Origin of the sequence: Dactylosporangium vinaceum (assembly GCF_019904175.1) — a bacterium.
Lineage (GTDB): Bacteria > Actinomycetota > Actinomycetes > Mycobacteriales > Micromonosporaceae > Dactylosporangium > Dactylosporangium vinaceum.
This window is the reverse complement of sequence record NZ_CP061913.1, coordinates 4,604,749-4,629,965: the sequence shown is the minus strand read 5'-3', so window position 1 is coordinate 4,629,965 and position 25,217 is coordinate 4,604,749. Positions and strand designations below refer to the sequence as shown.

26 protein-coding genes are annotated in these 25,217 nt (G+C 72.8%); 14 read left to right on the top strand and 12 right to left on the bottom strand.

The features are described from left to right. Positions 1 to 67 precede the first annotated feature (67 nt). The 3 genes from Dvina_RS20540 to Dvina_RS20530 form a co-directional block, all read right to left on the bottom strand. Complete coding sequence (locus tag Dvina_RS20540; protein WP_223104085.1) at positions 68 to 244, bottom strand: hypothetical protein; 177 nt, start codon at positions 242 to 244, stop codon at positions 68 to 70. A 150-nt stretch (positions 245 to 394) separates the two neighbouring features. Further along, on the bottom strand, positions 395 to 4,024 hold the full coding sequence (locus Dvina_RS20535) for a CARDB domain-containing protein (protein WP_223104084.1): 3,630 nt from the start codon (positions 4,022 to 4,024) through the stop codon (positions 395 to 397). Between the two features lie 319 nt (positions 4,025 to 4,343). Then, positions 4,344 to 4,574, bottom strand: coding sequence for a hypothetical protein (locus Dvina_RS20530; RefSeq protein ID WP_223104083.1), 231 nt, complete (start codon positions 4,572 to 4,574; stop codon positions 4,344 to 4,346). A gap of 117 nt (positions 4,575 to 4,691) precedes the next feature. Here Dvina_RS20530 and Dvina_RS20525 point away from each other — a divergent pair, with 117 nt between their 5' ends. From Dvina_RS20525 to Dvina_RS20500, 6 genes are all read left to right on the top strand, one after another. Further along, entirely contained in the window at positions 4,692 to 5,495 is an 804-nt protein-coding gene (locus Dvina_RS20525) for a TIGR02452 family protein (protein ID WP_223104082.1), read from the top strand. Between the two features lie 213 nt (positions 5,496 to 5,708). After that, positions 5,709 to 8,081, top strand: coding sequence for a phosphoketolase family protein (locus Dvina_RS20520; protein WP_223104081.1), 2,373 nt, complete (start codon positions 5,709 to 5,711; stop codon positions 8,079 to 8,081). Continuing rightward, positions 8,078 to 9,058, top strand: a complete 981-nt coding sequence (locus Dvina_RS20515; protein WP_223104080.1) for an Acg family FMN-binding oxidoreductase — start codon at positions 8,078 to 8,080, stop codon at positions 9,056 to 9,058. The genes Dvina_RS20520 and Dvina_RS20515 overlap by 4 nt, the downstream gene beginning before the upstream one ends. 55 nt (positions 9,059 to 9,113) lie before the next feature. After that, positions 9,114 to 10,043, top strand: coding sequence for an ABC transporter ATP-binding protein (locus tag Dvina_RS20510; RefSeq protein WP_223104079.1), 930 nt, complete (start codon positions 9,114 to 9,116; stop codon positions 10,041 to 10,043). Next, positions 10,021 to 10,809 (top strand): ABC transporter permease subunit, encoded by a 789-nt coding sequence (locus Dvina_RS20505; RefSeq protein WP_223104078.1) that lies wholly within the window; start codon positions 10,021 to 10,023, stop codon positions 10,807 to 10,809. The genes Dvina_RS20510 and Dvina_RS20505 overlap by 23 nt, the downstream gene beginning before the upstream one ends. Before the next feature lie 280 nt (positions 10,810 to 11,089). Beyond that, positions 11,090 to 12,046, top strand: a complete 957-nt coding sequence (locus tag Dvina_RS20500) for a PucR family transcriptional regulator (protein ID WP_246656337.1) — start codon at positions 11,090 to 11,092, stop codon at positions 12,044 to 12,046. 110 nt (positions 12,047 to 12,156) lie between these two features. Here the strand turns inward: Dvina_RS20500 and Dvina_RS55775 are convergent, their stop codons facing one another. Continuing rightward, a complete protein-coding gene (locus Dvina_RS55775) occupies positions 12,157 to 12,615 on the bottom strand; it encodes a hypothetical protein (protein ID WP_223104076.1) in 459 nt (152 codons plus the stop codon). Beyond that, positions 12,606 to 12,791: a hypothetical protein gene (locus Dvina_RS54330; RefSeq protein WP_223104075.1), complete on the bottom strand. Its 186-nt coding sequence runs from the start codon at positions 12,789 to 12,791 to the stop codon at positions 12,606 to 12,608. Before Dvina_RS54330 ends, Dvina_RS55775 begins: the two co-directional genes overlap by 10 nt. Before the next feature lie 519 nt (positions 12,792 to 13,310). On the opposite strand from Dvina_RS54330, the gene Dvina_RS20485 reads away from it, so the two are divergent. Beyond that, positions 13,311 to 14,384 (top strand): hypothetical protein, encoded by a 1,074-nt coding sequence (locus tag Dvina_RS20485; RefSeq protein WP_223104074.1) that lies wholly within the window; start codon positions 13,311 to 13,313, stop codon positions 14,382 to 14,384. 259 nt (positions 14,385 to 14,643) lie between these two features. Here Dvina_RS20485 and Dvina_RS20480 read toward each other — a convergent pair whose 3' ends face one another. Beyond that, positions 14,644 to 14,934: a hypothetical protein gene (locus Dvina_RS20480; protein ID WP_223104073.1), complete on the bottom strand. Its 291-nt coding sequence runs from the start codon at positions 14,932 to 14,934 to the stop codon at positions 14,644 to 14,646. 35 nt (positions 14,935 to 14,969) lie between these two features. Then, entirely contained in the window at positions 14,970 to 15,788 is an 819-nt protein-coding gene (locus Dvina_RS20475; protein WP_223104072.1) for a universal stress protein, read from the bottom strand. A 119-nt stretch (positions 15,789 to 15,907) separates the two neighbouring features. Here Dvina_RS20475 and Dvina_RS20470 point away from each other — a divergent pair, with 119 nt between their 5' ends. The 3 genes from Dvina_RS20470 to Dvina_RS20460 all read left to right on the top strand — a co-directional run bounded on the left by Dvina_RS20470 (position 15,908) and on the right by Dvina_RS20460 (position 19,183). After that, positions 15,908 to 16,996: a hypothetical protein gene (locus tag Dvina_RS20470; protein ID WP_223104071.1), complete on the top strand. Its 1,089-nt coding sequence runs from the start codon at positions 15,908 to 15,910 to the stop codon at positions 16,994 to 16,996. Positions 16,997 to 17,174: 178 nt separating this feature from the next. Then, on the top strand, positions 17,175 to 18,242 hold the full coding sequence (locus tag Dvina_RS20465) for a carboxylate-amine ligase (RefSeq protein WP_380031927.1): 1,068 nt from the start codon (positions 17,175 to 17,177) through the stop codon (positions 18,240 to 18,242). 284 nt (positions 18,243 to 18,526) lie between these two features. Beyond that, a complete protein-coding gene (locus Dvina_RS20460; RefSeq protein ID WP_223104069.1) occupies positions 18,527 to 19,183 on the top strand; it encodes a Crp/Fnr family transcriptional regulator in 657 nt (218 codons plus the stop codon). Here the strand turns inward: Dvina_RS20460 and Dvina_RS20455 are convergent. From Dvina_RS20455 to Dvina_RS20440, 4 genes are all read right to left on the bottom strand, one after another. Then, positions 19,119 to 20,285: an ATP-binding protein gene (locus Dvina_RS20455; protein ID WP_223104068.1), complete on the bottom strand. Its 1,167-nt coding sequence runs from the start codon at positions 20,283 to 20,285 to the stop codon at positions 19,119 to 19,121. The genes Dvina_RS20460 and Dvina_RS20455 overlap by 65 nt on opposite strands. Before the next feature lie 201 nt (positions 20,286 to 20,486). Beyond that, on the bottom strand, positions 20,487 to 20,798 hold the full coding sequence (locus Dvina_RS20450) for a hypothetical protein (RefSeq protein WP_223104067.1): 312 nt from the start codon (positions 20,796 to 20,798) through the stop codon (positions 20,487 to 20,489). Positions 20,799 to 20,810: 12 nt separating this feature from the next. After that, the gene (locus Dvina_RS20445) at positions 20,811 to 21,209 is read right to left on the bottom strand and encodes a hypothetical protein (protein ID WP_223104066.1); all 399 of its coding nucleotides are present in this window, start codon (positions 21,207 to 21,209) and stop codon (positions 20,811 to 20,813) included. 19 nt (positions 21,210 to 21,228) lie between these two features. Beyond that, positions 21,229 to 21,540, bottom strand: coding sequence for a hypothetical protein (locus Dvina_RS20440; RefSeq protein ID WP_223104065.1), 312 nt, complete (start codon positions 21,538 to 21,540; stop codon positions 21,229 to 21,231). A 111-nt stretch (positions 21,541 to 21,651) separates the two neighbouring features. On the opposite strand from Dvina_RS20440, the gene Dvina_RS20435 reads away from it, so the two are divergent. After that, a complete protein-coding gene (locus Dvina_RS20435) occupies positions 21,652 to 22,299 on the top strand; it encodes a uridine kinase family protein (protein WP_246656336.1) in 648 nt (215 codons plus the stop codon). 46 nt (positions 22,300 to 22,345) lie between these two features. Here the strand turns inward: Dvina_RS20435 and Dvina_RS20430 are convergent, their stop codons facing one another. Next, complete coding sequence (locus tag Dvina_RS20430; RefSeq protein ID WP_223104064.1) at positions 22,346 to 22,864, bottom strand: MauE/DoxX family redox-associated membrane protein; 519 nt, start codon at positions 22,862 to 22,864, stop codon at positions 22,346 to 22,348. A 40-nt stretch (positions 22,865 to 22,904) separates the two neighbouring features. Here Dvina_RS20430 and Dvina_RS20425 point away from each other — a divergent pair, with 40 nt between their 5' ends. The 3 genes from Dvina_RS20425 to Dvina_RS20415 all read left to right on the top strand — a co-directional run bounded on the left by Dvina_RS20425 (position 22,905) and on the right by Dvina_RS20415 (position 25,201). Then, a complete protein-coding gene (locus Dvina_RS20425) occupies positions 22,905 to 23,345 on the top strand; it encodes a pyridoxamine 5'-phosphate oxidase family protein (RefSeq protein WP_223104063.1) in 441 nt (146 codons plus the stop codon). A gap of 151 nt (positions 23,346 to 23,496) precedes the next feature. Continuing rightward, the gene (locus tag Dvina_RS20420; protein ID WP_223104062.1) at positions 23,497 to 24,057 is read left to right on the top strand and encodes a TetR/AcrR family transcriptional regulator; all 561 of its coding nucleotides are present in this window, start codon (positions 23,497 to 23,499) and stop codon (positions 24,055 to 24,057) included. A 106-nt stretch (positions 24,058 to 24,163) separates the two neighbouring features. Continuing rightward, positions 24,164 to 25,201: a medium chain dehydrogenase/reductase family protein gene (locus Dvina_RS20415; RefSeq protein WP_223104061.1), complete on the top strand. Its 1,038-nt coding sequence runs from the start codon at positions 24,164 to 24,166 to the stop codon at positions 25,199 to 25,201. Positions 25,202 to 25,217 lie beyond the last annotated feature (16 nt).

Genomic DNA, 25,217 nt, shown 5'->3' with positions numbered 1-25,217 from the left:
AACCGTGAACCTTCCACCCGGGCTCGGCGGGGCCGGGGGCGACCGCTCGTCGGCCCCGGCCCGGACGTCACTGCTGGGCGGGCTGGCCGGGCTCCGGCAGGCTGGGTGCCTCGCCGGGCCGGCTTTCGTGGTCGGGCTGGGGCTCAGGGGTCGGCAGCGGCCCCGGCCCGTCGTCTCCGGGCGTGTCGGTGATGTCGATGGGGCGCTCGCCGTCGGGCTGGCCGATCGGGTCGGAGATGCTCACGCGTGCCTCCAGAGGTTGTGGAGGTGGGCGTACCCATTGTCGCGGTGCCCAATCGCCTCGCCGGTCACGCACGGCCCCGCACGGCCCGCAGCCGGGTGGCGCGGACCGTGCGGGGTGCGGGTGGAGGCGGAGCCTCTCGCCGCGGATCGGCTAGTTCGGTGTGCCGTTGAAGACGAACTGGGAGCCGGGCTCCTTCACGACGCTGCCGGTGGCGGAGTTCGTGATGGTGACGTTGGTCAGGGTGGCGCTGCCGCGGGCGCTGCCCATGGCCAGGATGCCGGCGCCGTTGTTGGACTTGTCGATACGGACGTTGGTGATGGCGACGTTCGGGTACTGGCCGCTGCCGGCCTTGAACTGGATGCCGTCGTAGGTGGAGTCGGAGATGTCGGTGTCGCGGATCGTGACGCCGGGGATGTCGGTGCCCGGTGCGAACAGCGTGATGGCGCCGAACTTCTGCTGCTCGCCCCAGAACACGCCGCCGCAGCGGAAGAGGCCGTTGTTCGCCAGGACGGTGGTGCCGGAGAACGGGATCGGCGAGTGGTCGGTGGCCAGCATGATGCCCGGGTAGTTCATCGTGTCGGCGATGAGGTTGTTCTCCGCGCCGTTGCCGTAGCCGCCGTAGATGGCGATGCCGTTGGCCCGCCACGGCAGCTGGATGGTGTTGTTGGTGAAGTGGTTGTCGTGGCCGACGTCGACGGACTGGTCCTTGACGTAGGTGCTCGACCAGACGGCGAGGGAGTCGTCGCCGGTGGTGCGGAACGAGGAGTTGTACACCTTGGAGTTGCGGGAGCCGTTGGAGAAGTTGATGCCGTCGGCGTAGGTGTCGCGGATGCGCATGCCGGAGAACTCCAGGCCGATGGCCGGGTTCCAGTAGGCGGGGGTGTCGCTGTAGTCGCGGCCGACCCAGGCGCCGACGTTGGTGTGCTCGATCCACACGTTCGACACCTTGGTGTTCTGGCCGAAGCGGCCGTTGAGCCCGTGGCCGCGGTCCTTGCGGTTGGTGGTGTCGCCGAAGATCGCGATGTCGGACAGCTGCACGTTGTCGTCGATGTCGAAGCCGACGTTGCCCTCGTGCGGGTGGTTGATGTTCCCGGTCACGTTCTGCGGTTCGGTGGTCGTGTACAGCTGGGAGTACCACATGCCGGCGCCTTTGATGACGGCGTTGCGGATGCCCTTCTGGTTGAACTGCCCGCGGGTCGGGTCCGGGGTCAGGATCTTCTGCTCCTGGCGCCACTGCCCGGCCGGGATCCACACGCAGCTGATGACGCCGTTCTGGTCGTCCATCACCGCCCGCTGGATGGCCGCGGTGTCGTCGAGGCCGTCGTTGGGCACGGCGCCGTACTGCGTGATCGACGTGCAGCCGGCGGGCTGGGACAGCTGCGGCGCGACCTGCTCCAGGTCGATGAGGTCGATGTAATAGAACGACGCGTTGTCGCCGCTGTCGCGCTGGAGCTTGAACTTCGTGCCCGCCGGGTAGCTCTGGCTCAGCAGCGCGTGGGACTCGTCGAAGAGCCGCCGCGCGTCCGCCCCGGGGCTGTTGGACAGTGACTCGGTGTCGTCGCTGGTGCCGTACAACCAGCTGAAGTGTGACGACAGGGTGAGCTTCTGGACGAAGACGCCGTTGGCGTAGAGACTGAGCGTGTAGTCCTGCCCGCCGCCGGAGGGTGAGTCGGGCACCGAGTTGCGCACCACGATGGAGTTCGACTGGTTCGTGGCGGTGAACTCGACGTACTGCCCGGTGCCGGTGAGCCGCACCGACGCCCGGCCGGAGCTCTCCGTGCCGAAGTTGGTGTGCCCGAACGTGCGCAGCGGGTCGGCGGTCACCAGGGTGCCGTTGTAGCTGGCCGCCTCGGCCTCGTACTCGGTGTACGGCACGGCGGCGCCGCGACCGACCACAATGGAGCGCGAGAGCGTGTTGTTGTCCTCGTGGGTCTCGGCGACGACGTTCGTCGCGTCGGCGGTGGCGAGGATCGTGGCCCCGCCGGCGACGGCGGTCCAGGTGCCGCTGACGGCCACGGTGACCGTCTGCCCGGCCGGGATCGCGCCGGTGCTGGTGTTCAGGGTGGTGCCGCCGACGCTCAGCCGGGTCACCGTGGCCGCGCTGACCGCGGTGGTGCCGGTGTTGGCGACCGCGACGGTGAAGGACACCGCGGCGCCGGCGGCCGGGCTGGCCGGGTTGGTGGCGACCGCCGTCACCTGCAGGTCCGGGCCGGGGGCCTGGGTCACCACGAGCGGGCCGGGGGTGGTGAAGGCGTTGTTGTCGTTGTTCTGCTCGACGACCGTGTTGGCCGGGTCGACCGTGGCGGTCAGCGGGTAGCTGCCGATCGGGCGGGTGCCGGCGTTGAACGTGACGGTCGTGGACGCGCCGGCGGCGAGGGCGCCGACGTTCGCCGAGCCCGCGAGCGACCCGCCGAGCGCGAAGCTGACGGTTGTCGCGGGGGCGGCGGCGGTACCGTCGTTGCGCACGGTGGCGGCCAGCGTGATCGCTGTCGTCTCGTTGACCGACGCGGGTGACCAGGACGCGGTGGTGACGACGAGGTCCGGGTTCGGTGCCATCGCCCCGAACACCTGCAGCTCGGCGACCTGGCCGCCGGGCGCGCCGGTGTTGCTCGCGAACTGCAGCTGGACGTCGGCCACGCGGGCCGTCACCGGGATCGTGACCGTGTTCTGGGTGCCGCCGGGCGCGAATGCGTAGTTCGCCTGGGCCTTGAGGGTGGTGAAGCCGGTCGCGGACTGCTCGCGGCCGAGCACCGTCATCGCCTGGGTGCGGGCACCCCAGGCGGTGTCGGGGTTCAGCCGCACGACGACGGAGTTGATGTCGGCGTTGGCGCCCAGGTGCACGGTGAGCGTGCCCGGGTAGCCGTTGGACTCCCAGTAGGTGGCGACGTTGCCGTCCACGGCATTGGCCGCGACGAACCCGAAGACCGAGGAGTTGGCGTCGACCGGCTTGCCCTGCGACAGGTTCGTGCCGCCCGGCGGCTGGGTGCTGCCGTTGCGGGTCACATGGTTGCTGTCAGCGCTCTCCGTGCCGGCGGTGTCGCGGGCGCGGACGAAGTACTCGACAGTCGCCCCGGCGGCCTGGGTGTCGGTGTAGGTGAGGGTGCCCGCCGCGACCGTGGCCCGGGCGGTGCCGTTGGCGTAGACGGTGTACCCGCCGATGCCCAGCGACGACGAGGACGCGGTCCAGGTCAGCTTGATCTGGCCGTTGCCGGGCTCGGTGTAGGCCAGGTTCCCGGGCGCGGTCGGCGGGTTGGTCGTCGTTGCCGCGCCGTACACCTCGAACTCGGACAGCTGCCCGGCCGGCCAGCCGGTGTTGGCGGTGATCGTGGCCCGCACGTAACGGACGGTCGCGGCGGTGAACCCGATGGTTGCGGTGTTGGCACTGGCCGGGTCGAACTGGCGGGCGGCGGGCGCGGACAGCGTGGTGGTGAAGTTGATGCCGTCGGTGCTGCCGGTCAGGCCGAGGGTCTGGGTGCGCGCGCCCCAACTGCCGGTCGGGAGCTTGAGCTTGACCTGGTCGATGCTGATCGCGGAGCCCAGGTCGACCTGGATCCACTGCGGCCACGCGTTGTTGGCGCTCTCCCAGTAGCTGCTCTGGTTGCCGTCGGTGACGTTGCCGGCCACGTACGGGCTGTTGGCGCTGCCGGCGGTCGCGGTCCTGCCCTGGGCGAGGTTCGGGCCGCCGGCGGCGCCGGCGGGCGGGGCGGCGGTGAGGCCGACGGCACCGGCGACGGCCAGCAGGACCGTCAGCGCACCGGCCGTGAGTCTTCTTCTGGGCATGGTTGTCCTCTGCTCCGATCAGATGACAGCGCGGAATGCCCGGCCCGGCGGCCGTGCGGCGGTTCGCGTGCGTGGGCACGCGTGGGCAGCACATTGGCGGAGGCGCGCGCGGGATCGGGCGGGGGTGGGGTGTTCACCGGCGGGCGGTTGGCGGTGCACTCACCGGAAGTTGCAGATGTTTGCTCAGTTTTTGCAAGGACAGGGCCTATAAGATTGCAGATTTCTGACCCATTCGTCAACGTCTTCGTGCAATGTCCTGCAAAGACGAAGGCCGACCCGGGTGCCGGGTCGGCCTTCAGTGCTGCTGCGGATCGGCGCCTCAGAGCTGGGCGCCCCCGTCGGCGCCGCCGTCGGTGCCGTGCGGGTCGGCGCCGCCGTCGTTGGGGCCCTCGCCGGAGACGTGGTCGCGGACCACGTGCTCCTCGTGCTCCGAGTCGTCGGTCGGCACGCCGTTGACGCTCGAGTGGTGGGAGGAGTGCGAGTGGTGCTCATGGTGTTCGGAGTGCGTGCTGTGTGCAGTGGTCGTGATGTCGTCGTCGGTCAGTCCCATGCCTGCACGTCTACCCAGTCGCGCCCGGCGGCAACCGCCCGGCGCATCGCCCGGCGCATCGCCCGGGGCCGCTAAACCGGTCGCCGGAAACGGCGCGGCCGGACAGAATCGAGCGGCGTGAGTGCACAACTGAGGGACCTCGCCCGCGACACCATAGCGATCCTGCATGCTGCCGGCTACCGCTCGCCCGGCGGCCGCAAGGTCGATCTGCGCGCCGGGATACGCGCGGCGGTCACCGGCACCGTGCTGTACGAGCCCGGGCAGCCGCTGCCGCCGGCGACTGGCGTTCCCGGCCCGGTGGCCGTCACGGTGACCGGTGAGAGCACCCTGGCCGCCACCCGCCGGCTCGCCGCGCACGGCCCCGTCGCGGCGCTTGTCTTCGCGTCCGCGAAGCACCCGGGCGGCGGCTTCCGCACCGGCGCCCGGGCCCAGGAGGAGAGCCTCGCGCGGGCGTCGGCGCTGTACAGCTGCCTCACCGGCGCGCCGCGGTTCTACGCGCTGCACCGGTCGCGCAACGACAGCATGTACAGCGACAGCGTCATCCACTCGCCGGGTGTCCCGGTGTTCCGCGACGACGACGGGCGGCTGCTGGAGACCCCGTACGACGTCTCCTTCCTGACCGCCGCGGCCCCCAACCGCAGTGCCCTGCCGACGGCCCGGGCCGCCCGGGCCGCCGCCGCGCTCGCCGTCCGGGCCCGCCGGGTCCTCGCCGTCGCGGCGGCCCACGGACACCGGCGCCTGGTCCTGGGCGCGTGGGGCTGCGGCGTCTTCGGCAACGACCCGGACACCGTGGCCGGCGCGTTCGCCGGTGCCCTGGCCGACGCCGCGGGCTGCTTCGACGAGATGGTGTTCGGGGTGCTCGATGACGCCCGCGGCGCGCCGGTGCGCGCCGCGTTCACCGCCCGCTTCCCCGTCTCGTAGCGGGTGCGCCGGTCCGAGCGGCCGCGACGGGCGCACGCCCCGCTCGCGGTGACGGCGGCGTCACCCCGCGACGCACCGCCGGGTCACCCGGCCCCACCCGGCCCCGGCCGATCGGGACGGGTCCTGGGATTGTCGGGACCTCCGGCTCTGCTCAGCTTCCACCGCTACCGTCAGCCTAGAAGTGGAGGCCGTGCGAAACACCGGGGAGAGGTCATGACACAGCACCTGCGGGCTGAGCTTGATGATGTCGAACTCGAGCAGCTGGATGCGTGGTGGCGAGCGAACAACTACCTGACGATCGGGCAGATCTACCTGCAGGCGAACCCGCTGCTGCGCCGCCCGCTGGAGGCCGGTGACATCAAGCCGCGCCTGCTCGGGCACTGGGGCACGAGCCCCGGGCTCTCCTTCATCTACGCGCACCTGTCCCGGCTGATCAAGCAGACCGGCCAGCACGCCATCTACCTGGCCGGGCCGGGGCACGGCGGGCCGGCGCTCGTCGCCGCCGGATACCTGGAGGGCACCTACAGCGAGATCTACCCGGCGGTGTCGCAGGACGAGGCGGGTCTGCTGCGGCTGTTCCGGCAGTTCTCGGCGCCGGGCGGGATCCCCAGCCACGTGTCGGTGACGACGCCGGGGTCGATCCACGAGGGCGGGGAGCTCGGCTACGTGCTCGTGCACGCCTTCGGCTCCGTGATGGACAACCCGGAGCTGCTCACCGTGGCCGTGGTCGGCGACGGCGAGGCCGAGACCGGGCCCCTGGAGGGGTCGTGGAAGGGCGTCTCCTTCATCAACCCGGCGCGGGACGGGGCCGTGCTGCCGATCCTGCACCTCAACGGAGCCAAGATCGCCGGCCCCACCGTGCTGGGACGCAAGGACCCGGCAGAGGTACGGTCGCTGCTCGAAGGACACGGCTACGACGTCCTCGAGGTCGAGGGCGGTGACCTGCCGGGCATGCACCACCGGTTCGCGGCCGTCCTGGCCGAGGCGTACGACAAGATCGGCGCGATCCAGGCCGCCGCCCGCGGCGGGGACTGGGACGGGACCCGGCCGCGCTGGCCGCTCATCGTCCTGCGCTCCCCCAAGGGCTGGACCGGGCCCGAGGAGGTCGACGGCATCAAGGTCACCGGCACGTGGCGCTCGCACCAGGTGCCGCTGTCCGGCGTCAAGGACAACCCCGAGCACCTGCGCCTGCTGGAGGAGTGGCTGCGCTCGTACCGACCGGAGGAGCTCTTCGACGCCAACGGGGCGCCCACCCGGGCCATCCGGGACCTCGCGCCCGCGGGCGACCTGCGGATGAGCGCGAGCCCGCACGCCAACGGCGGGCTGCTGACGCAGGATCTGGCCATCCCGGACTTCCGCAAGTACGCCGTCGACGTCCCGGCGCCCGGCACCGAGCGGGCGGAGTCGACGCGGCGCCTCGGCGAGCTGATGCGCGACATCTACCGCGACAACCCGGACCGGTTCCGGCTCTTCTGCCCCGACGAGACGAACAGCAACCGGCTCGGGGCCGTGTTCGAGGTGTCCGACCGGGCGTTCATGGAGCCGGTGACCGACGTGGACGTGGCCATCGGCCGCGACGGGCGGGTCATGGAGGTGCTGTCGGAGCACAACTGCCACGGCTGGCTGGAGGGCTACAACCTGACCGGGCGCCACGGCATGTTCGCGACCTACGAGGCCTTCGCGATGGTGTCGGCGTCGCAGACGGTACAACACGGCAAATGGCTGCAGGAGAGCCGGCGGCTGCCGTGGCGGGCGCCCGTGCCAAGCCTTAACGTGCTGCTCACCTCGACCGCCTGGCGCAACGACCACAACGGGTTCAGCCACCAGGGTCCCGGGCTCATCCAGGTGGTGCTGACCCAGCGCGGCGACGTCGCCCGGGTCTACCTGCCGCCGGACGCGAACTGCCTGCTCTCCGTGGCCGACCACTGCCTGCGCTCCCGCAACTACATCAACCTGATCGTCATCGACAAGCAGCCGCAGCTGCAGTGGCTGAGCATGGACGCCGCGATCGAGCACTGCACACGCGGCGCCGGGATCTGGGAGTGGGCCGGCACCGACGACGGCACCATGGACCCCGACATCGTCCTGGCCTGCGCCGGTGACGTGGTGACGATGGAGACCGTGGCGGCCGCGCAGATCCTGCGGGAGCGGCTGCCGAAATTCCGGGTCCGGGTCGTCAACGTCGTGGACCTCATGACGCTGCCCCGGCGCAAGGACCACCCGCACGGGATGAGCGAGACCCAGTTCACGGAGCTGTTCACCGACCGGGTCGACGTGGTGTTCGCCTTCCACGGCTACCCGGGCGCGGTCCACCAGCTGGTGCACGGCCGGCCCGACGCCGACCGGTTCCGGGTGCGCGGGTTCATCGAGGAGGGCACGACCACGACCCCGTTCGACATGACGGTGCGCAACCGGGTGTCGCGGTACCACCTCGTCATGGACGCCATCAACAACGCCAAGCGGCTCCCGCCCGGCGCCACCGAGCTCAAGGCGTGGTGCGAGCGGAAGCTGGCCGAGCACGAGACGTACGTCGTGGAGCACCTCGAGGACATGCCCGAGGTACGGGACTGGAGCCTCGCATCATGACCACCGCAACCGATGCCCTGGCCGCGGCGGCGGACGCCGCCCGGCTGGCGCCCTCAGTGCACAACACCCAGCCGTGGCGGTGGGTGGTCGACGGTGACCGGATGGAGCTGTTCGCGGTCCCCGAGCGGCAGCTGGCCGAGCAGGACCCGGACGGCCGGCTCATGGTCCTGAGCTGCGGCGCCGCCCTGCACCACGCGCTCGTCGCGCTCGCCGCCGCAGGCTGGAAGGCGTCGGTCACCCGAGACGCCGGCGAGCCGCTCGCGGTCATCCAGGCGGTGGCGCACGAGCCGGCCGACCCGCACGACATGCACCGGCTGCAGCTGCTGCAGGTCCGGCGGACCGACCGGCGGGTCGTCACCGACGAGCCGGTCGCGCCCGCGGCCCTGGAGGCCCTCGCGGCCGCGGCCCGCCGCGGCGGCGCCCGGCTGCACGTGCTCAACCGCGACCAGGTCCTGCAGCTCGCCGTCATGATCGAGCACTCCGGTGAGGCGCAGCGCCACGACGCGAAGATGCAGGCCGAGACCGCGCAGTGGGCCGGTGGGTCGCGCCCGGACGGCACCGGGATTCCGGCTGTCTCGCTGCCGGCGGAGACGCCGCTGACCACCGTCGCGGAGCGGGACTTCGGCGTGGCCGGCGCCCTCGCCGCCGGTGGCGGGCACGACTCGGCGGCGAACTACGCGATCCTCTACGGCGAGGGCGACGAGCGGTCGGACTGGCTCGCGGCCGGCGAGGCGCTCGGGGAGCTGTGGCTTGTCGCGACCGGCCGCGGCACCGCCGTCCTGCCGCTGTCCAGCCCGGTCGAGCTGGACTTCACCCGGGTGGCGCTGCGGCGGATGCTGGGTGACGTCGGCTGGCCCTACCTGGTGCTGCGCCTCGGCATCGCCGACCCCGAGCACGCCGGGCCGCCGCACACGCCGCGGCTGCCCGCATCCGCGGTCGTCAGTGTGTTGCCGGGGTCCGGCAACCGGGCGGTGTGAGCTTCGCCGGACTCCGACCTGGATGATCAAGGTCGATGCCTGGACGATGGAGGGCATGACGGACGACATCGCGGTGCGCGCCGAGGGACTTACCAAGTTCTACGGCGCGCACCGCGGCATCGACAGCCTTGACCTGGAGGTCCGCGCCGGAGAGGTGATGGGCTTCCTCGGCCCCAACGGCGCCGGCAAGACCACCACCATCCGGCTCCTGCTCGACTACCTGCGCCCCACCGCGGGCCGGGTGCGGGTCCTCGGCCTCGACCCGCGCCGCGACCGGGCGGCCCTGCACCGCCGCATCGGCTATCTGCCCGGCGAGCTGCACTTCCCCGGCCGTCGAGGCAGAGCACAGACCCTGCTGGACTTCTTCGGTACGGCCCGAGGCGGCGTCGCGTCCAGCCGCGTGACCGAGCTCGCCGAACGGCTGGAGCTCGACCTGTCCCGCCCGGTCCACGCGATGAGCAAGGGCAACCGGCAGAAGGTCGGCCTGATCCAGGCGTTCATGCACCAGCCCGACCTGCTCGTGCTCGACGAGCCCACCAGCGGCCTCGACCCGCTCATGCAGCAGGAGTTCCTCGCCCTGGTCCGTGAGGCCCGCACGGCCGGCCAGACCGTGTTCATGTCCTCCCACGTCCTCGCCGAGGTCCAGGAGGTCGCCGACCGTGTCGCGATCGTCCGCGCCGGCCGCCTCGCCGCCGTCGAACGCGTCGAGTCCCTCGGCCGCCGCGCCGTGCGCACCGTCGAGATCCACTTCGCCGACCCGGTCCGCGCCGCCCTGTTCGCCGGCCTGCCCGGCATCTCCGAGCTGCACGTCGACGGCCCGGTCCTCACCTGCACCGTGGACGGCAAGCTCGACCCGCTCATCAAGGCCGCCGCCCAGCACGAGGTCGTCGACCTGCTCTCGGCCGAGCCCGACCTCGAAGAGACGTTCCTGTCGTACTACTACCACGCCGAAGGGGACCCCGATGCTGCCCGCGCTGGTGCGTAAGACCTGGTCGGACGACCGCCGCGCACTGCTGGGCTGGGCGGTGGGCATCGCCGCGGTCACCGGCCTGTACACGTCCTTCTACCGCGACTTCGCCGGCGTCTCCCAGCTCAAACAGGCCGCGGTCCCCCAGGACATGCTCGACTTCCTCGGCATCGCCGACCTGACCTCACCCGCCGGCTACCTGCAGGCGACGGTGTTCAGCCTGATCGGCCCGCTGCTGGTCCTGCTGTGCGCCATCACCCTGGCGGCCCGCACCATCGCCGGCCCCGAGGAGGACGGCGGGCTGGAGCTGCTGCTGACGGTCCCGGTGACCCGCATCGCGTTCGCGGCCCAGCGCCTGGCCGCGACGGCCGCCGCCGTGCTCGCCGTCGCCGCCGTCCCGTGGCTGCTGCTGCTGGTCGTCGTCCCGTCGGCCGGGATGGCCATCACCCTGTCCGACGTCTCCGCCGCCTCCTTCGGCCTGACCGCCCTGGCCTGGTGCTTCGCCGGCATCGCATTCCTCGTCGGCGCCGCGACCGGCCGCCGCGGGACGGTCCTGGCCGTCAGCGGCGCCCTGGCCGTGCTCACCTACATCGCCAACGCCCTCGGCGGCGTGGTGGACGGCCTGGCCTGGCTGCGCTACCTCTCCCCGTTCCACTACGCCTTCGGCACCGACCCCCTCCACACCGGCTGGCACCCGGGTCCGCTGGCCGTGCTGGTGGTCGCCGGCGCGGTGACCGCCACCGCCGGAGTCCTGTGGTTCAACCGCCGTGACATCGCCGCCTGACCCACCGCCCGCCGGCCCCGGCCCGATCCCGGCCTCCTCGTCCCCGACCACCGCCGCACCGCCGGCCCCGGATCCGGCCGCCGGCAATCCGCCCGGCCGCTCTGCACCTGTTCCCGCGGCCGACGCCCTGCCCGGCCGTCCTGGCCTGGTCACGGCGGGCAGCGGTCCGTCGGGCATGGCGGCCGACCGTCCGTCCGGCACAGCGGGCGGCCGTCAGTCCGGCGATCCAGAGGCGGGGTGCGCAGCCGATGGCTCGGACGGCGGCCGCGGCGAGGGCGCAGTGGGCGGCGGTCCGTTCGGTGCGGCGGACCCGGTCCAGGCGGCCGGGCTGGCCGGGGCGCGGGCGGCGGACGACGGCGTGCCGGTGCGCGACCTCGTCCTGGGGCTGCTGCGGGCGGCGGCAGGCGCGGCGGCCGGGCCTGCGCTGCTGGAGCGGGTGATGGCGGCGGCGCTCGACGGGTACGCCCGGGCCAACCACGCGGAGCTCGCCCGCCACGAGACCGACCGGGCCGCCTTCGTCACCGACCTGCTCACCGGCCGCGCCGACCCGGGCGGCCTGGCGCAGCGGGCCCAGCGCTACGGCATCCGGCTCTCCGCCACCCACGTCGTCCTGGTCGCCCGCGGCGCATCGCTGACCCCGGCCCTCGCCCACCGGGTCGACGCCGCCCTCGCGGCCCGGTACGGCGACGGCAACACCCTCACCACCCTCCGCGACGGCGAGCTGGTCTGCATCAGCGCCGGCGGCCTGCGCGGCCTGGCCGCCGAGCTCGCCCACCACCTGGTCGGCGAGCTCGGCCCGGGCGGCTGGCAGATCGGCGCCGGCCGCCCCCACGCGGGCCTGCCGGGCCTGACCCGCTCCCTCGACGAGGCCCGCGGCTGCCTGGACCACGCCGCGAAGCTGGGCTTCACCGCCCCCGTCCTCAACGCCGCCGACCTGCTGGTCTTCCCGGTCCTGCTCCGCGACCGCGACGCCATCACCGACCTGGTCACCACGGTCCTGGGCCCGCTGCGCGAGGCGAGGGGCGGCGCCCAGCCGTACCTGGACACGCTCACCGTCCTGTTCGAGCACCAGGGCAACTACACCGCCACCGCCCGCCACCTGCACCTGTCGGTCCGCGCGGTGACGTACCGCCTGGACCGCATCCGCGACCTGACCGGCTACCACCCGGGCGAGCCCACCCAGCGCTTCACCCTCCACACCGCGGTCCTGGGAGCCCGTCTCCTGGGCTGGCCGTAAGCCCCTCCTGAGAAGCGTCGGCTGCCAAAGTCGATCGTTGCAGCCAGGGACGCCGATGGGCAGGCACAACCGGACGAAGGGCCGCCCCGACTTCGAGCGGCTGATGGACGTCATCCGGGACGGCAAGCTGGATGTACTGGTGGTGTGGCTTTCAGGCGGTCCAGGCGGAATGGTTGGCGGACTCGATCCGCGAGAACGTGTTGCGCGGGATCGTCGGCGCCGCCGAGGCCCGGACAGCGCCGGGTGCGGGCGGGCGGATGGGCAGCAGGAGGGCGGCGGGCGGCGATGTCCTCGACGGGGCCGAGTACGAGGACCGGCGCGGCCGGCAGGACCAGCGCGACCGCGAAGTAGCCCAGCCGGGTGGCCGGGCCGAGCTGCCACACCTGCAGCAGGTCACCGAGGGGAAAGCACACAACATCACTCGCACGACACGCCGCCAGCACCCGCAATGCCGGCGACAGCCGGCCGGTCACCGCCCGCACCGCGGAGCGTTGCAGCGACGCCGCCATCAGCGAACCGCCGAGCGCGAACATCACGCCCATCGCTGGAAACGCGTAGCTCAGCCACACGAACGCAACATGTGGAACACCACGACCCGAACGATAGCCACATCGCGCAGCACATCCAGATAGCGGTCCCGACCCACCGGCGACGTCGTCACCGCGTCATGGTGCCCCCACCGCGACTTCGACAGAACCTGCCCGTCCAGCCGGCCCCAAACGCCGCGCAGCGTACCGGCGAACACCTGGACGTCGATGCAACGACACCGGACCGCGCCGACGACGACACGTTCAGACGACCCCGACCGGGCCACACACGCGAGCCGCCGCACAAGCGTCTACACCTAGCACCCGCTCGCCACACTCCGAAACCGGAGCGGGCCGCTGGGCCGCCACCGCACGAACTGCGAGGTTTGACATCTCGCCGCCCGTCACCCCGGGCGCATCGCCGGCCGGGAGCGCGCCGCCACAACCGCGGCAGACCGCGACTGCGCACAGCCGCAATCGCACCGTCAGCATCCAGGCCCGCTCCCGCCGACCGGCCACACCGCATCACCCGCGCGCGCCCACCGGCAGCGACCTCGACGCCCACCCGTTCGAGGTAAACCCACGCGACCAACCCGAGTCGTGTTGCGGCAACTGATCCCACGCGAACCGCCGATGCATTGAGCGCGAGCCGGCTCGTTTGCACTGGAAGACCGAATCATCGACCCCTCCAACCCATCGACAAACAACAACACGTGCAGCTTCGTGGAAGAGGACCGATGCACTTCACTGCCCGCAACACCCTCAAGACCGTGGGCCTCGGCCTACTCGCCAGCGCCGCCCTCGGTTTGACCAGCACCGCCGCGCACGCCGCCCCGGGCACGACCACGACCCAACCGGGCGCCAACCAGACCCAGACCGACACCAACCCACCCGACGGCACCGGCAGCCAACAGTCCGGCACCGGACACACCGGTGACACCGGATCCAGCGGCCATGCATCCGGCGGCACCCAAGGGTCCGGCGGCAGCGGCCAGACCGGACGCGGCACCGGCGGCACCGGCGGACAGTCCGGCTCCGGCGGCACCGGAACCGGCCAGACGGGCCGCGGGGGCCCGGGCGGCCAGACCAGCGGCGGCACCGGCGGCACGGGTGGCGCAGGCGGCACGGGCGGCACTGGCGGCGGCGCGGGCGGCCAGACGGGCGCCACGGGCGGCAGCGGCCAGACCGGGAGCAGCCAGACCAGCGGCGGCACCGGCGGCGCGAGTGGCCAGACCGGCGGCACAGGCGGCACGGGCGGCCACACCGGCGCCACGGGCGGCAGCAGCCAGACCAGCGGCACGGGCGGCCACACCGGCGGCACAGGCGGCGTCGGCCAGACCGGGAGCGGCCAGACCGGCGGCACAGGCGGCCACACCGGCGGCACAGGCGGCGCCGGCCAGACCGGGAGCGGCCAGACCGGCGGCACGGGCGGCACGGGCGGCCACACCGGGGGCACGGGCGGCCACACCGCCCACTCGGGTGGTGGACAGGCCGGTGGTCACACGGCCGGCCATCCTGGTCGGGGGGCCGGTGGTCGTCAGGATCGGCAGTGGGGTGATCACCATGGTGGGCCGGTTCGTGGGCACGACGGTGGTGATCGTCAGGGCAGGCATCGTTCTGGTGGGGATCATCGGTCGATGCACAGGTCCGATGACAACGCGCGGGGGCATTGGGATCATGGCAGCGCGCATCAGGATCGTGCCGCTGGCCGGCATGGTCACCGGCGGGATGTGCAGCACGGCTCGGATCGGTCTTCGGATCACCACGGGCATCACCACGCTGTCTACACGGGTCGGCACCGTGGCTGGTGAACGTCGGCAGTAGGTGCTGAGGCGGGCCGGGCGGTGGCTGTAGGGGCTGGCGTCCGGCCCGCGACTGTGTGGGGCACCGCTTCTTCCGGCTCGGACGGTGGTGCGTAGATCGTGGTGACGTCGACCGGCTCACACGGCAGGTCGCGACTCCGCTTTGTTGCTTGTCGTTGTGCGGTGTTGGTGGCGCCGAGGGCGTGACGACCCGCCGCGATCCTGTCCGTACCCGGCGCGTGCGGGTCCGTGCTGGGCGAGCTGCGGCTCACGTCACGGTGTGGGGTGGTACGGCACAACAGTGGGCCGGCAGCGGGGTTCGCTGCCGGCCCTTGGTCGGTGCGGGTTTGCTGGCGGCACGGCCGGTTGGGTGGTCGAGCAGCCCGAACAGAAGCTTGGCCGCCAGCAGGAACGCGAACGCCGGCCGGCCGGACACCGCCCGGCCGATCCAGTCCGAGCCGCCCGCCGCGACGTTGGTGACCCTGGTCGCCGAGGTGCCGGAGCGGGATATGTGACGCCGGGCCGCGCTTGCGGCGGTAAGCCCGAGCCGGTCGTGCAACAGGGTCGACAGGGTACCCGCCCGATCCGCCCGGTTCAGTGGGCGATGATCACCGGACAGTCGGCGTGGTGCATCAGCTGCTGGCCGACGGAGCCCAGCAGCAGCCCGGCGAACCCGCCGTGGCCCCGGCTGCCGACGACGAGCAGCGTCGCCGTGCGTGAGGCGTCGACGAGCACGGCGGCCGGGCGGCCGGCGGCGACCTGCGGCGCGACAGGCACGTCGGGATACTTGGTGCGCCAGGTGGCCAGGGACTCCTCCAGGGCCGCCCGCTCGACGGTCTCGTCGCCGCCCTCCTCCGGGTACGCCCGGACCGCCACCAGCACCCGCCCGCGCGCCCGGGCCGCCTCGAACGCGACGCCGAGCGCCGTGTCGCCGGACGCCGACCCGTCGACACCGGCCACGACCGGGCCGATGGACGGGTCCGGCCGCCCGCGGACGACCGCCACCGGCACCTTCGCGTGCGTGGCGACCTGCTGGCTCACCGAGCCCAGCAGCAGGTTCGTCAGCCCGCCGGCCCCGCGGTTGCCGACGACGAGCAGCTGCGCGCCCGCGTCGCCGTGGTCGAGGAGGGTCGCCGCGGCCGACGCCGCGACCGTGACGCCTTCCAGGTCGATCGTCGGGCGCAGCTGACGTACCCCCGCGGCGATCTCGGCAATGAGGGCCGCGGCGGCCTGCCGGGCGGCGTCGATCTGTTCGGCGGCGGCCGCGTAGTAGGCCCCGGGCCAGGTGACTTCGTAGGTGGTGACGATCCGCAGCGTGCAGCCGAGTCGCCCGGCCTCGGCCGCGGCCCATTCGACTGCTCTGCGCGCTTCGGGCGATCCGTCGTACCCGACGACGATCCCGTTGGTCTTCATGACTCCAGCGTGGCCCCGGGCGGTACACGGGAGCAGAGGCTTTGGGCCCGTCCCGGCCGGGAGCGGGCCCGGGCGCCGGGCCGCCTGAGCAGGAGGCTTCGCCGGGTAGTCTGCACGGCGTGCCCGCCGCCCAGCTCATCCGCCCGATCGCCCTCGGCGTCACGCTGCTGCTCGGTGGCTGGCTGATCCTGGCCGACCCGGCCCAGCCCTCGCCGGCCGCACCACCACAGCCGTCGCTGCACCAGATCTGGCCGGCAGTGCAGGTGGCGACACAGACGGCGACGCTCGACGACGGCACGCGCTTCACCCCGGCCCTCTACCTCGACCCGTACACGGCGGTCGGTGTCGCCCCGAGCCCCGACGGCCGCGCGCAACGGGTGCTGCTGCGCACCGGGTACGAGACCCAGCAGCTCGCCAGCATCGACGCCGACCACTACCCTCGGTTCACGGGCTTCACCGCCGACGCCGGCACGTTCTTCTGGGTCGAGGCAACGGCAACGACACAACAGCCGCTGTCGTACCGCCTGTGGCGCGCCGACACCCGCGGAAATCCGACGGTGCTCACCACCGACACCGGCGAGGGCGTCTTCCAGGGCGCCGAGCACGACCTGGTGCTCCACGACCGGCTGCTGTCCTGGGCCGCGACCGCCGGCAGCCGCACCGAGATCAGGTCGATCCCCACGTCCGGCGGCCCCGTGACGACGACCGCGGTCGACGGCTCGTTCGAGCTCTCGGCCTGGCCCTGGCTGCAGACCGCGGCCGCCGCGCGGCAGAGCGGCCGCCAGGAACTGCTCGACCCGGCCACCGGCCGGCGCACCACTGTCGTGAAGTCCGCCGCGGAAACCGTCGACTGCTCCCCCACCTGGTGCCGCTCGATCGTGGCCGCCGGCACGGGCGGGGACACCAGCTACTCGGTCCTGCACCCGGACGGCACCGCCCGCCACCGCGTCGGCGGCGCCGACACGTTCGCCGCGGTCGGCAACGTCGCCCTCCTCGACCGCTTCGAGGTCGTCCTGCAGACCGGCACCCGCTCCGCGTTCGACTCCTCCCACCGCCTGTCCCTGTTCGACCTGACCACGTTCCGCCTCATCACCGTCGCCGACGACGTCGACCAGGTCCAGGCGGCCGGCCACTTCCTGTGGTGGTCGACAGGAGACCGGCAGCGCTCCACCTGGCACGCGCTGGACCTGGCCGCCCTGACCCGCTGAGCCCCGCCACCCGCACAGCCCGGCCACCCGCACAGCCCGGCCACCCCGCACAAGCCGGCCACCCCGCACAGGCCGGCCACCGCACAGGCCGGGCACCCGCGCAGCCCGGCCGCGTTGGCGGTGTGCCGGGTGGCCGGCCGACCGGGTCGGCTATAGCGTGATCGATGTGCCGCTGACCATGGGAGTCGAAGAGGAGTTCCTGCTGCTCGACCCGGACACCTGGCACAGCCGCCCGGCCGTGGCGCAGGTCCGCGCCGCGCTGCCGGACGAGGTCCGCCCGGCCAGTCGCCAGGAGTTCCGCCGCAGCTGCCTGGAGATGGTGACGCCCGTCTGCACCGGCACGGCCGAACTCCGCTCGGCGCTGCTGGCCAACCGGCACGCCGCCGCGGACGCCGCCGCCCGGACCGGTGCGCGGCTCGTCGCGCTCGGCGCCTCCCCGGTCGCGGAGCCGGACGTGAGCGTCACGCACTCGCCGCACTACCGCGCGATCGCCGAGCACTACGGCCGGATCGGTCATGATCCGGCCCTGTGCGGCGGCCAGGTCCACGTCGGCGTCCCGGACCGCGACCGGGCGGTGCGCATCTGCACGGCCCTGCGCCCGTGGCTGCCGGTCCTGCAGGCGATGACCGCGAACTCCCCGTTCGACGGCGGCGCCGACACCGGCTTCGACAGCTGGCGCGGCATCGCCAACGACCGGTGGCCCGGCACGATCCCGCCGCCGCCGCTGCGCGACTTCGCCGACTACGAGCGCACGGTCGCCGAGCTGGTCGCCACCGGCGCGATGCTCAAACCGTCGATGGTCTGGTGGTACGCCCGCCCGTCCCTCGACTACCCGACGGTCGAGGTGCGCATCGCCGACGTCTCCGCCACCGCCGGCGACGCCGTGCTCCTGGCCGCGCTGATCCGCGCCCTGGTCGCCACCGTGGACCGGGCGGCCGCCCCGCCGCTCGACGTCCCCGAGCACCTGCTGCGCGCCGCCCACTGGAACGCCTGTCACACGGGCCTGACCGGCACCCTGATGGACCTGCGCCACCGCGCCGCCCGCCCGGCCTGGGACGTGGTCGGCGACCTGATCACCACCGTCACCCCGGTGCTTGCCGAACACGGCGACCTCGACCTCGTCGAGACCGGCGTGGACCGCCTGCGCACCGAGGGCAACGGCGCCGCCCGCCTGCGCCGGGCCGCCCAGACACCGGCCGGCCTCGCCGCGGCCCTGCACGCCCGGGCGAACGAGACCCGCGGCTGACACAACCCCGGCGGCACCCCGACCCAGGCCTCCGCACCGGATCGATCCGCGCGCGAGGGAGCCAGCCGCAGCACAGCCCGGCCGATGCGCTCGCTCCGGCGTGCGTGGCGAGCACGGCGACGCTGTCCTGCACTGTCGGCGCGCAGCGTCCGGGCCCGGCTCGGCCGGCGCCCGCCCGGCCGCTGTCCGTCAGCACCGGTCACCGAGACGCGAGCCCACTGGTTGCTGAGGATTGCATGGTCTATCGATTACCCCGCGCGGCGTCGCGTCGCGTGCTCGAGGACGTGAGTGAAGCGTCCCGCACCGCCGTCCTCCAGGCCGGCCGCGCCGCGCGGTTCACCGCCGGGGCGACGCTGCTCTCGATGGACTCGCCGGGCGCCGGCGTGTTCCTGCTGCTGCAGGGCTTCGTGAAGGTCTGGGTCCGGGCCGGCGACGGTACCGCGGCCCTCATCGCCATCTGCGGCCCTGGTGAGCTCACCGGCGAGCTGAGCGCGCTGGACAACGGCACGCGCTCGGCCAGCGTCGAGGCGGCCGGACCGGTCCTCTGCCGCCGCATCGACAAGCAGGCGTTCCTGAGCCTGCTGGAGCACCACTCCGACGTCGACCGGGCGGTGCGGGCGGCTGTCATCGCGAAACTGCGCACAGCCGCCCGCCGTCAGATCGACTTCCTGGCCGGCCCGGCCCGGCGCCGCCTGCTCCACGCCGTCCTCGAGCTCGCGCAGGACTTCGGTGAGCCGACGCCGAGCGGGCATCTCATCCCGGTGCCCCTGACGCAGGACGACTGGGCCGCGATGACCGGCATCACCGCCCGCCGCGTCAGCAGTGTGTTCGCACAGCTGCGTGACTGTGTCCGCGTGGGGTACGGCACCCTGCTGGTCACCGATCCGGAGCGTCTGCGGGCTCGGCTGGCGGAGGCGTGCGGTCAACCTTCGCCTCGATGATCCCCTGCACGACCAGCTGCTGCTCGATCGCCTCCCGCTCCTGCGGTGTCGCTTCGCGCCCACCGGCGGTTTCGACCTCGGCCCGGGCCGCGACGATCTGGTCGATCGCCGCCTCGAAGTCCGCGCGACCCAGGGCGTCGCGCCCGGCGATCGCCACCCGCTCGGCCGCGGCGATGAGCGCGAGCTTCATCTCCCGTCCGCTGCAACCCTCGGTCAGCCCGGCCAGGAGCACCGCGTCGACGTCGGCGGCCCGGGGCAGCTGCGGGACGAGCAGCCGGCGCCAGATCTCGGTGCGGTGCTCGGCATCGGGCAGTGTGAAGTTGAAGTGGCGGACCCGCGACTGGAACGCCCGGTCGTAGTTCGACACCAGGTTCGTGGCGAAGACGACAATGCCCTCGAACCGGTCCAGGCTGAGCACGATCTGGCTGCGCATCGAGTTGATCGCCTGGTCGGAGCCCTGACTGACGTTCGTCAGCCGGTGCGACAGCAGTGAGTCCGCCTCGTCGATGAACAGCAGCGCCCGTTGCCGCTGCGCCGCCTCGAAGATCGCCTGGACGTTCTTCGGGCCGTCGCCGTGGAACTTGCTCTCGATCTCGGCGTAGCCGGCCGTGATGATCGGCATTCGGAGCCGGTCCGCGATCGCGTGGGCGGCGAGGGACTTGCCGGTGCCCGGGGGCCCGTGCAGGTTGAGCGCGGTGCTCGGGGAGGGCTCCACCGCCCGCAGCCCCCACTCGTCGAAGATCTTCGGCCGCAGGCGCATGGCTTCGACCGCGCTCAGCAGCGCGTCCCGCAGGTGCGGCGGCAGCACCAGCTGATCGAAGGTGAACCGCGGCGGCCCGGCCGGGTAGCGGGCGGCCCGCTCGGCGACGCTGAGCTCGTCGTCGGCCGACGGGCGCCGGGACGGTGCCGGGACCGGTCCGGGCTGGAGCCGGGCGCCGACCGGCGGGCGCCCGACCGTGATGAACAGGTCGGCCGCGCGCGTCTCGGCGGCCACGGCGGTATACGCCCGGGACAGGCGGCTGCGGGCGACGGCCGCCGTGGTCTCGGTCAGGTCGGCCGGCATGCCGTCGATGACGACGAGCTGCTCAGGAATCTGACGCACGGCTCGCTCCAGAGGGTCGGTGGGGCAGGTCGGTCATGCACGCTCCGCGCCGCTCCGCGCCCCCGACCGTCGAACTGCGCCCCCTGATGACCGGCCCCTCCGCACGCTCCGGACCGGTCATGCGCCCTCCGCTCCGCTCCGCGCGCCCGACCGTCGAACTGCACCCCCTGATGACCGGCCCCTCCGCACGCTCCGGACCGGTCATGGGTACACCACCAGGCGCTGGTCCTGGTGGTAGCCGGCGAGGGTCGAGTCGACGTCGCCGGACGTGATCGTGCGCGCGTCCTCGACGGACCCGACCGCCTGGTTGAACACGCCCTGCACGGTGCGGTACTGCCCGTTGTTCATCATGTCCTGCAAGGTGAATCCGAGCCGGCTGCGGTCGACGCTCGACATGCTGCGCCGGTTGGAGAACCAGTCGACGATTTCCGAGAAGGTCAGGAACACGATGTAGATGGCCGCCGCGACCTGCGCGATGGCCAGGGCGGCCATGATGATGAGCTCGATTCCCATGAGACTGTCCCGTCAGTTCACGATGAGTAGCGCCGTGTTGTCGAACGATTCGGTCAGTTCCTCGTCGAGCCGGTCGACGACGAACCGCCGGCCGTAGGGCACCCCTTTGCCGTCGACGGCGACCTGCTGGTGCTCGGTCAGGAAGACCTGCAGGATCTCGGTCCGCCCGTCCGGGGCCGGACTGCGCAGGATGGCGCCGCCGGACACCGGGATCGGCGGCCGATGCTCGACGAACCAGCCGATCGCCCGCTCGTAGGTCAGCACCCGGTCACCCCCGGGCGGCGCGATGGCCGATACCAGCGCCTTCACCGCCTCGGTGAGCTGCAGCACCGCCTGCTGGGCCGCCTCCTGCGACGGCCACTGCCGCTGCCGTGGGTGCTGCTGTTGCTGTTGCTGCGATTTCCAACGCATCAGAAGCTCCGCTCGCAGGTCAGACGGTGTAGACGGCGGTGCCGTCGCCGCGGTGCCGGTACGCCAGATCGGCGCTGATGGAGTCCGACTCGAGCGTCCGGGACTGCACCCAGGAGTTCGATGCGGTGTTGAAGATGCCTTGGACGGTGCGGTACTTCCCGCTGCCGATCGTCTTGATCACGGTGGCCGCTATGGTGTTGCGATTGCGCAGCAGGTGCCGCCGGTCCCGGAACCAGTGCATGAGATCGTCGATGGTGAGATATGCGATCGTCACGACGGCCGCCCCGCCGAAGAGCGCCATCCCGAGCAGGACGAGCGATATGGGGTCCATGCGGGTATTGAACCGGCGCCCGCGGCCGGCCACACCGAACGATTTCCGGTTTGCCGCAGATGCGTGGGCGGGCCGATGTTTCAGGTTCGGGCGGCTGGAGATGCAGGATCGATGCGGCTGCATGAGGGCGAACCCGAGGCCACCGGCTGGCGGAGCATCACCGTGCTCGACGCGGTCGGGCGGCTGCGCGCGGCGGCGCCGGATGTCGTGGGGCGGCCGCGGGTGATCGCCGTCGACGGGCGGGGCGGGGCCGGGAAGACGACGCTCGCCGAACGGTTGCGGCGGGCGGTGCCGAACTCCGCCGTCGTCCATACCGACGATGTCGCCTGGCACCACGCCTACTTCGACTGGGGCGGGCTGATGGCCGAGCACATCCTGGAGCCGCTGCACCGCGGTGCGGCCGTCGACTACCGGCCCGCCGCCTGGGCCGCGCACGGCCGGGCCGGCTCGATCACCGTCCCGGCCGGCGCGGACTGGGTGTGGGTCGAGGGGACCGGCATCATCCGGCGTGAGCTCGCGCGTTGGCTGGATGCGGCGATGTGGCTGCAGGGCGACCTGGACGAGCAGGAGCGGCTGCTCGTGGACCGCGACGGGGACTGCGCCGAGCAGCAGGAGCACATCGCGAACTGGCTGCGCGAGGAGCTGCCGTTCCTGCTGCGTGAGCAGCCGTGGGCGCACGCCACGCTGATCGTCGCCGGTCCGCCGCCGCACGGCCACGACCCGGCGTCCGGGCTGCTCGTCGCCCCGCCGGTGCGGTGACCGCCCGGCCGGACGGTGACGGCCCGGCGCAGGCCGGGCCGAACGGTTACCGGAACAGCGCGGCGATGTCGTCGTAGGCGGTGACGACGATGCCGACGACAAGCCCCGCCGCCCCGGCGACAACGGCCCCGGGCACGGCGATCGCCCCGGCTCCGGCCGCCGCCGCCAGCCCGGCCAGCGCGATCGCGATCAGCACCGAGTTGCGCACGATGTGCCCCTTGCCCAGCGCCGTGGCGGAGGCGCCGAAGCACCGGCACGGCGCCCGGTTGCCGCCCCGCAGGCTCATCGCGATCGCCGCCGCGAACACCGCGAGCAGCCCGGCGGCCAGGACGAACCCGGCGACGGCGGCCCACCGCCACGGCAGCACGAGCAGCACGACGACCGCCGCCTCGGTCGCGATCGACGCCGCCGCCGCGGGCCGGGCGGCCCTGGCGGGCAGCACGCGCATCTGCAGCAGCGAGTCGACGAACGCCGCGTACGCCCGGGCGCCTGTCACCTTCCCGAACAGCGCCACCGCGAACACCGTCGCCAGCAGCAGGCGCGCACCGACCTCGACATACCCCATCGCGTCCTCCCCGTGATCGATGCCAGCCTATCCTCAGGCGATGGATCTGCACGCGTTCGCCAGGGAGCTGCTCGACGAGCACCGATACGTCGTCCTCGGCACCGCCGACGGGCACGGCGACCCGTGGGTGTCACCGGTGTTCTACGCCCTGGACGGGTACAGCAGCGTGCTCTGGCTCTCCCGCCCGGACACCCGCCACTCCCGCAACCTGGCCGTTCGCCCGCGCCTGAGCCTTGTCGTGTACGACTCGACGGCCGCCATCGGCGCCGCGAAGGCGGTGTACATGACGGCCCGCGCCGCGATCGACCCCGACGGTCTGGATGCCTACAACCGGGGCTGCACCGCCAAGGGCGCCGAACCGTTCCCACCCGAGAAGATCAACGACAAAGGCCCGTTCCGCCTGTACCGCGCGGTCGTCGACGAGCACTGGGTCCTGGACCCGACCGTGCCGAGAGACGAGCGCACGCCGGTAAGCCTGTGAGCGCTCGAGTCCGGCGCAGCCGGGCGGCCGCTCTGAGCAGCGCAAACCCGGCCGGTTGGCGGTCGCGGGCGGACGAGTGCGCACCTCGCCGATGCCATGTGTGCGGGGGCCGCCCTTGACAGGCTGAGTTTGTTTGTGTGTACTCACTTACATGCGCAGCACCGCCGAGGCCCGCCGGGCCGTTCTTCTGGACCGCGCCGTCGCCGTGTTCGCACGCAACGGCTACCACGCGACGCCCGTCACGGCCGTCGCCGCGGCGGCCGGGATCTCGGAGGCGTACGCGCTGCGGCTCTTCACCAACAAGCTCGGCCTGTTCACCGCCGCCGTCGAGACCTGCTACGACCGCATCCTGGAGACCCTGGAGACGGCCGCGGCAACGGCGCCCGACCCCGACCCGGACAAGGTGCTCCAGCACCTCGGGGACGCCTACGCCAACCTGATCGCCGACAAGAACCTGCTCATGCTCCAGGTGCACGCCCAGAGCGTCAGCGACGTACCCGAGATCAAGGCAACCGTGCGGGCCGGCTACAAGCGACTCGTCGCGTTCCTGCGCCAGGCCGGCGCCGACGACGGGCAGATCCAGCTGTTCATCGCCTACGGCCAGCTGTGCCACCTCATCGTCACCGCCGGCCTGGACGACGTCGACGACTCGTGGGCCCGGGCACTGACGGCCGGTATGACCCACGTGTCGCACCACGACGAGGCCCGGTAAGCCCCGCCAAACAGGCCGAGCCACCCGCGCCGACCGTCCGTCGAACAACGCGCCGCGCGCCCGTCGATGTAAGTCAGTGCACACATACTTACCGAAGGAGAATGCCATGAACGCCACGCAGGCCATCACGGCCACGGAGATCGTGCTGCCCGGTGTCGTCGACCCCGCCGGGCTGCAGATTCGCGATCGGGAACTGCCCGCGCTCGGCCCCGGGCAGGTGCTGGTGCGGGTCGAGGTCAGCGGAGTCTCGTTCGCCGAGCAGCAGATGCGCCGGGGCAAGTACTACGACCAGCCGGCGTTTCCCTTCGTCCCCGGGTACGACCTGGTCGGCCGGGTCGAGCAGGTCGGCAGTGGCGTCGACCCGCGGCGGCTCGGCACCCGCGTCGCCGCGGTGACGAAGATCGGGGGCTGGGCCACTGCCGCGATCGTCGACGCCGGAGACCTGGTGCCGGTCCCCGACGGTGTCGATCCGGCCGAGGCGGAGACGGTGGTCGTCAACGGGGTCACCGCGTGGCAGATGCTGCACCGCATCGCACGGGTCCGCTCGGGCGGCACGATTCTCGTCCTCGGGGCCAACGGCGGCGTCGGGTCCACGCTGACGCAGCTCGCCCGGCACGCCGGCATCCGGGTCGTCGGGACCGCGTCGCCGCGCCATCACGACGCCGTCCGGGCGCTCGGGGCCGAGCCGATCGACTACCGGGACCCGCAGCTGTACCGCCGGGCCCGTGACCTGTCCCCCGACGGCTACGACGCCGTGTTCGACCACGTCGGCGGGGCGGGCATCCTGGAGTCCTGGCGGCTCGTGCGGCGCGGCGGCGCCCTGGTCTCCTACGGCTCCGCCGCCACCCGTGACGTCGCCGGCAGCTCCCGGCTCCCCATTCTCGGCCTGTTCGCCCGGCTGCTGTGGTGGAACCTCGCGCCGAACGGGCGCCGCGCCCACTTCTACAACCTCTGGGCCGGCCGGCGGCGCCGGGCCGCGTTCCAGGCGAAGCTCCGCGACGACCTCACGACGGTGTTCGCCCTGCTCGCCGACGGGTCACTGACCGCGCAGGTCGCCGCCCGCATCCCCCTGCGCGACGCCGCCGCGGCGATGCGCCTGGCCGAGTCCGGCACCGTCGCCGGCAAGATCGTCCTCACCGCCTGACGAGATCACCCACCCC

Excerpts from the sequence above, each read along its gene's own strand:
- Dvina_RS20450 (WP_223104067.1), bottom strand. The coding sequence starts at position 20,798 with ATGGGAATCGAGCTCATCATCATGGCCGCCCTGGCCATCGCGCAGGTC.
- Dvina_RS20440 (WP_223104065.1), bottom strand. The coding sequence starts at position 21,540 with ATGGACCCCATATCGCTCGTCCTGCTCGGGATGGCGCTCTTCGGCGGG.
- Dvina_RS20420 (WP_223104062.1), top strand. The coding sequence starts at position 23,497 with ATGCGCAGCACCGCCGAGGCCCGCCGGGCCGTTCTTCTGGACCGCGCC.
- Dvina_RS20435 (WP_246656336.1), top strand. The coding sequence starts at position 21,652 with ATGCGGCTGCATGAGGGCGAACCCGAGGCCACCGGCTGGCGGAGCATC.
- Dvina_RS20445 (WP_223104066.1), bottom strand. The coding sequence starts at position 21,209 with ATGCGTTGGAAATCGCAGCAACAGCAACAGCAGCACCCACGGCAGCGG.
- Dvina_RS20425 (WP_223104063.1), top strand. The coding sequence starts at position 22,905 with ATGGATCTGCACGCGTTCGCCAGGGAGCTGCTCGACGAGCACCGATAC.
- Dvina_RS20510 (WP_223104079.1), top strand. The coding sequence starts at position 9,114 with ATGACGGACGACATCGCGGTGCGCGCCGAGGGACTTACCAAGTTCTAC.
- Dvina_RS20465 (WP_380031927.1), top strand. The coding sequence starts at position 17,175 with ATGGGAGTCGAAGAGGAGTTCCTGCTGCTCGACCCGGACACCTGGCAC.
- Dvina_RS20475 (WP_223104072.1), bottom strand. The coding sequence starts at position 15,788 with ATGAAGACCAACGGGATCGTCGTCGGGTACGACGGATCGCCCGAAGCG.
- Dvina_RS20415 (WP_223104061.1), top strand. The coding sequence starts at position 24,164 with ATGAACGCCACGCAGGCCATCACGGCCACGGAGATCGTGCTGCCCGGT.
- Dvina_RS20515 (WP_223104080.1), top strand. The coding sequence starts at position 8,078 with ATGACCACCGCAACCGATGCCCTGGCCGCGGCGGCGGACGCCGCCCGG.
- Dvina_RS20535 (WP_223104084.1), bottom strand. The coding sequence starts at position 4,024 with ATGCCCAGAAGAAGACTCACGGCCGGTGCGCTGACGGTCCTGCTGGCC.
- Dvina_RS20485 (WP_223104074.1), top strand. The coding sequence starts at position 13,311 with ATGCACTTCACTGCCCGCAACACCCTCAAGACCGTGGGCCTCGGCCTA.
- Dvina_RS20430 (WP_223104064.1), bottom strand. The coding sequence starts at position 22,864 with ATGGGGTATGTCGAGGTCGGTGCGCGCCTGCTGCTGGCGACGGTGTTC.
- Dvina_RS20530 (WP_223104083.1), bottom strand. The coding sequence starts at position 4,574 with ATGGGACTGACCGACGACGACATCACGACCACTGCACACAGCACGCAC.
- Dvina_RS20505 (WP_223104078.1), top strand. The coding sequence starts at position 10,021 with ATGCTGCCCGCGCTGGTGCGTAAGACCTGGTCGGACGACCGCCGCGCA.
- Dvina_RS20520 (WP_223104081.1), top strand. The coding sequence starts at position 5,709 with ATGACACAGCACCTGCGGGCTGAGCTTGATGATGTCGAACTCGAGCAG.